The following is a 5,441-nucleotide window of genomic DNA, read 5'->3' on the forward strand; positions in this document are numbered from 1 at the left end:
AGGACCAGGACCGCACCCGCTGGCGCCCGGAGCTGATCGCCGGCGGTCTCGACGCCCTGGCCCGCGGCGACTCCCTGACCGCCGAGCCCGGCGAGTACCACCTGCAGGCGGCGATCGCGGCGTGCCACGCCCGCGCCCGCACCGTCGAGGCCACCGCCTGGGCGGCGATCGCCGACCACTACGAGGCGCGGGCCAGGCTGACGGGTTCGCCGGTCGTCGAGCTCAACCGGGCCGTCGCGCTGTCCATGGCGTACGGGCCGCGGCTCGGGCTGACCCTGCTCGACCAGCTCGCCGACGAGCCGGCGCTGGCCGGCTACCACCTGCTTCCGGCCGTCCGGGGCGATCTGCTGGCCAGGCTCGACCGCCGCGACGAGGCCCGCCGCGAGCTGCAGCGCGCCGCGTCGCTGACCCGCAACGAGCGGGAACGGGCGCTGCTGCTGTCCCGTGCCGCCGACCTGTGACGGCGGACGCTGAAGGCACGGTCACGGTATGCACATCCGGCTCGGCGAACGCCGTATCCGTCGGGCGGTCCTGGACTATCTTGACATCCGTGAACATGCCCGCCACCCCGCTCACCCAGGCGCTGAACCGTGTCGAGGAGCTGCTGGAGACGCACCGGCTCGCCCTGCCCGAGGCCGATCGCGCCGCACGCGACTTCCGTGAGTTCCGGGAGGAGGTCGAGTCGGACGACCCGGACGTCCCCCGCCGCAACTCGGCTCTGTCCCGCCTCACCCACCGGGTGGCGACGGTGACCCCGCTGCTGTCGGCCGTCGAGGTCGTCAACAACCTCGCGAACTAGCCTCCGTCCGGCGCGGGTCTCCGGCACAGGCCCCAGACCGCGAGCACGACCGCCGGGACGAGCAGGGCGAACTTGACGCTCGCGGCGAGGGCCGCACGGGCGAACAGGGTGTCGGTCCGCTCGTCCAGCCCCTGCCACAGCAGAAGGTTCTCCACCGCGTCGCAGACCGCGGCGGCGACGGCCAGTGCCGCGCCGGTGATCCCGGTGCGGCCGCGCCCCCAGCCGTACAGGCAGCTCAGGACGAGGGTCGTGGTGTAGGCGAGGATGAACGGGTAGTCGGCCAGGAGCGCGTCGCGGAACGCCTCCACCCGGCCGTCCGCCAGTTCGGCTGCCTTCGCGGCGCTCCCGGCCAGTTCGAACCGCAGGATCGGCAGCCCGGTGTCCGCGAGGAGTCTGTAGATCACGAGCCCGGCGGCGAGCGGCGCCAGACAGAGAAGGTTCCTGCGCAGCCGGGGCACCCGATCAGCCCACGTGGATCCACTTGGCGACCGAGGGGACGCCTCTGGCGTCCGTGGCGAACAGCATGTACCAGCCGGGTGGCGCGACGTTCGGGTTGTTGGTGACCTTGAACTTCACGGTGCCTCCCGAGATCTTCAGTTTCTCCGGCGCGACCGCCCGCTGGTTGGGGTCCGAAGAGTGCGTGACGGCCGCGGGCCTGATCAGCCACGCCGTCTTGATCTTCCGGTCGGTCTTGAAGGTGTGCACCGAGCCGTAGGCCCAGAGCTTGGAGTCCACTCCGGTGATCCTAGGCCGGGGACCCTTGAAAAGGTAGGGGGGCGAGTACAGCGAGATCCTGGTCTCGAAGAAGTTGCTGACCGGGTTGGAGCCCTGCGCCATGACCCGGCCGTCCGGGAGCAGGATCGCCGACGCGTGGTAGGTGCGGCCGACGGGGTCGCCGTTCATGGCCGTCCACTGGCCGGGCTTCTTCGGGTCGAAGACGGCGGCCTCGTGGGTGTAGCCGGCCCGGTTGCCGGTGGTGCCGCCGGTCTCGAAGACGGTGCCGTCGGGCAGCAGGACGGCCGACACGTACACCTTCGGCTGGGCGAGGTCAGGTCCCGGACGGTACTGGGGTGCGCCCGCGTTGAGGTCGACGATGTCGGTGTGCGCGGTGGACGCGTTGGCCGAGAAGTCCATCCCGCCCATGATCATCACTCGCTGGCGCTGCGCGGGCGGCAGCAGGACGCTCGCGGACTGGTCGCGGGCGAGGCCGTCGCGGAGCCCGCCGACCGGCCACCAGGCGTTGGCCTTGGTGATGTCGATGATGCCGGGCCCCATGTAGGTGCCGTTGTCGAAGTTGTTGACGTCGTTCTTGCCGGTGGCGTGGCCGAAGACGCTGGAGCCGCTGTAGAACAGGCGGCCGTCCTGCATGAGGACCAGCGACGGGTAGGTCGCCCAGTTCATCCCGGTCTGTGCGACCTGGTTCTCGGGCAGCCACGCACCGCCCGTCTTCGACTTCTTGTTGTACTTGAACCGCTCGGCGACCCGCGAGTTGTACTGGACGCCGTTGCGCAGTTCCTTGCCGTAGCCGCCGACCGAGTACACGTCGCCGTTGCCGAGGATCGTCGCGGACGGGTACCAGTGGCCGTCGTTCATGTTGTTGGTCTGGTGGTACTTCTCGTCGGCCGGGTCGAACACGTAGGCGCGGTCCTCGCCGATCCACGTGTTGTCGGTGCCCGGCTGCAGGTACTGCTTGGTGCCGCCCATGACCAGCACCCGGCCGTCGGCGAGCTGGACGTGGCCGGCGCAGAACATGTCGTCCGGGGTCCTGATGACCTTGCGCTTGCCGGTGACCGGGTCGTACAGCCAGCTCACGAACCGTCCGGCGTTGAAGTTCTGCAGGTTGTTGCCGGAACCGGCGATCAGCAGCACCTTGCCGTTGTGCAGCAGCACGGCGTGGATCGCCCGGACGCCCTTCTTGATCCCGTTGCCGCCGTCGCCGGGGTCGCCTTCGCCGTTGGGGACGGGGTCGCCGAAGCTCCGCACCTTCCACTTGCCGCGAGTGCAGCCTTCGGGGTCGGTGCAGCCGGTGTTCCCGACGCCGGGCGCGACCTTCATGATGTAGTCGTCGGTGATGACGGTGCCCTTGCCGGCGAGCCCGAGCCCGAACCGGATGGCCTTGGTGCCCGCGGGCACGAACGACGTCCGCACCGCGATCTTCTGCCAGTTCTTGGTGACTTTGCCGACGCCCAGGTCGCCCCAGTGCACCCACTTGCCGGCCGCGGTCTGCCGGAAGAACATCACGGCGGTCTTCGCCGATGTGCTCTTCAGGTAGAACGACAGGTCGAACCGCTTCCCGGCCTTCACCTTGATCGCGCAGCCGGGCCGCTGGATGACGGCGCGCGCCCCGGACACCCGGGTGGTCACGTCGATCCGGACGGCGCGCTTCCCACTACGCCCCTTGACCACTTTGGCGCTGCCCTTGCTGACCCCGTACCCCCACGGCGTCCAGCATTGGGGGAACTTACCGTCCATCACTTCGAGCCGGGGATTGGGCACCAGGTTCGGCGCGGCCTGGGCGCCCGTGGCCACAACCGCTGACGCAACGCTGGCGACCATCGTCCCGGTCAGCACGGCAGAGATCTTCCGCTGGCGAGAATTCAGCACAAAAGCGAAAACTACCACAACCAAGATCGACCCACCCGGGAACGGCAAATGTCAGGGCGTGACGATCGCGAACTCGGGATCCGGCCTGTCCAGGACCCCTGTCAGGCCAGCCAGCGCCCGCACGTCACCGTCGACGGCGATCCCGTCGAGGCTCTTGGTGGCGAGCAGGAGGAGGAGCTGCGGCTTGGTCAGGGTGAGCCGGAGGTCGGCGGTGGTCGCCGGCTCCTTGCGCGACTGGATGAGCACGCCGTTGGAGAGCGTGGTCCTGACCTGCTCGTTCAGGTCGGTGAAGTTCCAGTCGATCGCGAGGTTCAAATCCCAGGCTTGGGGCCCGTTGACGCGGACGGCCATCGCGTCGAAGACCTGCTCGACGGTGAGCGCCATGGCCAGGTCGACGTTTCTGGTGTCGCGTTTGGTTTTGGCCTTGCCGCCGCGGAGTTCGGCGGCGCCCTGGAGGTAGAAGTTGCGCCACGGCCCGCTCTCGGCCCCGTAGCCGAGCCGGTCGTACACGTCGGCGAGCAGTTCGCGGGCGGCGGTGTTCCGCTCGTCGGCGAAGACCACGTAGTTGAGGATCTGCGCGGCCCACCGCAGCTCACCGGCGTCGTAGGACTGCCGGGCAGCCTCGATGACCTTGGCAGCGCCGCCCATCAGTTCGACGTGCCGTCCCGCCGACTCCTCCGGTGGCAGCTCCCACAGGTGGGCGGGGTTACCGTCGAACCACCCCATGTAGTGCTGGTAGATCGCTTTCACGTTGTGGGAGACGGAGCCGTAGTAGCCGCGGCAGTTCCAGGCTTCCTGCAGGACGGGCGGCAGCACCATCGTCTCGGCGATCTCGATCCCGGTGTACCCCTGGTTGAGCCGCCGCAGTGTCTGGTCGTGCAGGTAGGCGTACAGATCGCGCTGCTGGGTGAGGAAGGTCGTGAGCCGCTCGGTCCCCCAGGTGGGCCAGTGGTGGGACGCGAACTGCACGTCGGCCCGATCGGCGAACAACTCGATCGCCTCGTTCAGGTAGTGCGCCCAGGTGTGCGGGTTCCGCACCACGGCTCCCCGCAGCGTCAGCAGGTTGTGGAGGGTGTGGCAGGCGTTCTCCGCCATGCAGAGCGCCCGCTTGTCGGGAAAGTAGAAGTTCATCTCCGACGGCGCCTCGGTCCCCGGCGTGATCTGGAACACGATCCGCACTCCGTCGACGACTTCCTCCTGCCCCGTCGCACTGATCTCGACATTGGGCGGAATCAGCGAAATGCTCCCGGTCGACGTGGCCTGCCCGAGCCCCGCCCCGATCTGCCCCGCGGGCCCCTTCGGCAGCTCGGACCCGTACATGTAGACGGACCGCCGCGTCATGGCCGTCCCCGCGTACACGTTCTCGCTGACGGCGGCCGCCAGAAACCCGGCCGGCGCGATGATCGGTATCTCGCCCTCCGCGGGCACCACTCCCCGAACCCCGCCGAAGTGGTCAACGTGCGAGTGCGTGTAGATCACGGCCGTCACGGCCCGGTCCCCGCGGTGCGCGCGGTACAGCCCCAGCGCGGCGGCCGCCGTCTCGGTCGAGATCAGCGGATCAATAACGATCACCCCGACCTCGCCTTCAACGAACGTGATGTTCGACAGGTCCAGCCCCCGCACCTGGTAAATCCCGTCGGTCACCTCGTAGAGCCCTTGCTTGGCGCAGAGCTGCGACTGCCGCCACAGACTGGGGTTCGCAGTCTCCGGACAAACCCCGTCAAGAAACCCATACTGATCGTTGTCCCACACGACCCGCCCAGCCGAGTTCCGCACCACCCCGGGCGTCAACGCGGCGACGAACCCCCGCTCCGCGTCCTCAAAGTCCACCCGATCCCCAAACCCCGACATCCCAACCCCCACCCAAAAACCCCGTTCCCCCACCAGTACCCGCCCACCCAACACCAGCAAGCCAAAAAACAAAAGAGCCGGACCTCTTCCGAGATCCGGCTCTTTCACAAGTAGCGGGGACAGGATTTGAACCTGCGACCTCTGGGTTATGAGCCCAGCGAGCTACCGAGCTGCTCCACCCCGCGTC

The 5,441-nt window shown here is 68.6% G+C and carries 5 protein-coding genes and 1 tRNA gene; 2 read left to right on the forward strand and 4 right to left on the reverse strand.

Annotation, left to right across the window (positions count from 1 at the left end; genetic code table 11):
- A partial coding sequence (locus ACYVE7_RS28315) for an RNA polymerase sigma factor (protein WP_460368832.1) occupies positions 1-461 on the forward strand: 461 nt, incomplete at its 5' end.
- An 89-nt stretch (positions 462-550) separates the two neighbouring features.
- The gene (locus ACYVE7_RS28320; RefSeq protein ID WP_460368833.1) at positions 551-799 is read left to right on the forward strand and encodes a DUF5955 family protein; all 249 of its coding nucleotides are present in this window, start codon (positions 551-553) and stop codon (positions 797-799) included.
- Here the strand turns inward: ACYVE7_RS28320 and ACYVE7_RS28325 are convergent.
- From ACYVE7_RS28325 to ACYVE7_RS28340, 4 genes are all read right to left on the reverse strand, one after another.
- Positions 796-1,203 carry a hypothetical protein gene (locus tag ACYVE7_RS28325; RefSeq protein WP_460368834.1) on the reverse strand — a complete coding sequence of 136 codons (408 nt, stop codon included), beginning with the start codon at positions 1,201-1,203 and terminating at the stop codon, positions 796-798. The two genes, ACYVE7_RS28320 and ACYVE7_RS28325, sit on opposite strands and share 4 nt — an antisense overlap.
- Before the next feature lie 58 nt (positions 1,204-1,261).
- Entirely contained in the window at positions 1,262-3,370 is a 2,109-nt protein-coding gene (locus tag ACYVE7_RS28330; RefSeq protein ID WP_460368836.1) for a galactose oxidase-like domain-containing protein, read from the reverse strand.
- Between the two features lie 84 nt (positions 3,371-3,454).
- Positions 3,455-5,254: an alkyl/aryl-sulfatase gene (locus tag ACYVE7_RS28335; RefSeq protein WP_460368838.1), complete on the reverse strand. Its 1,800-nt coding sequence runs from the start codon at positions 5,252-5,254 to the stop codon at positions 3,455-3,457.
- Between the two features lie 111 nt (positions 5,255-5,365).
- Positions 5,366-5,439: transfer RNA gene (locus ACYVE7_RS28340), tRNA-Met, on the reverse strand.
- Positions 5,440-5,441: the final 2 nt, after the last annotated feature.

The organism is Actinocorallia lasiicapitis (genome assembly GCF_054778695.1).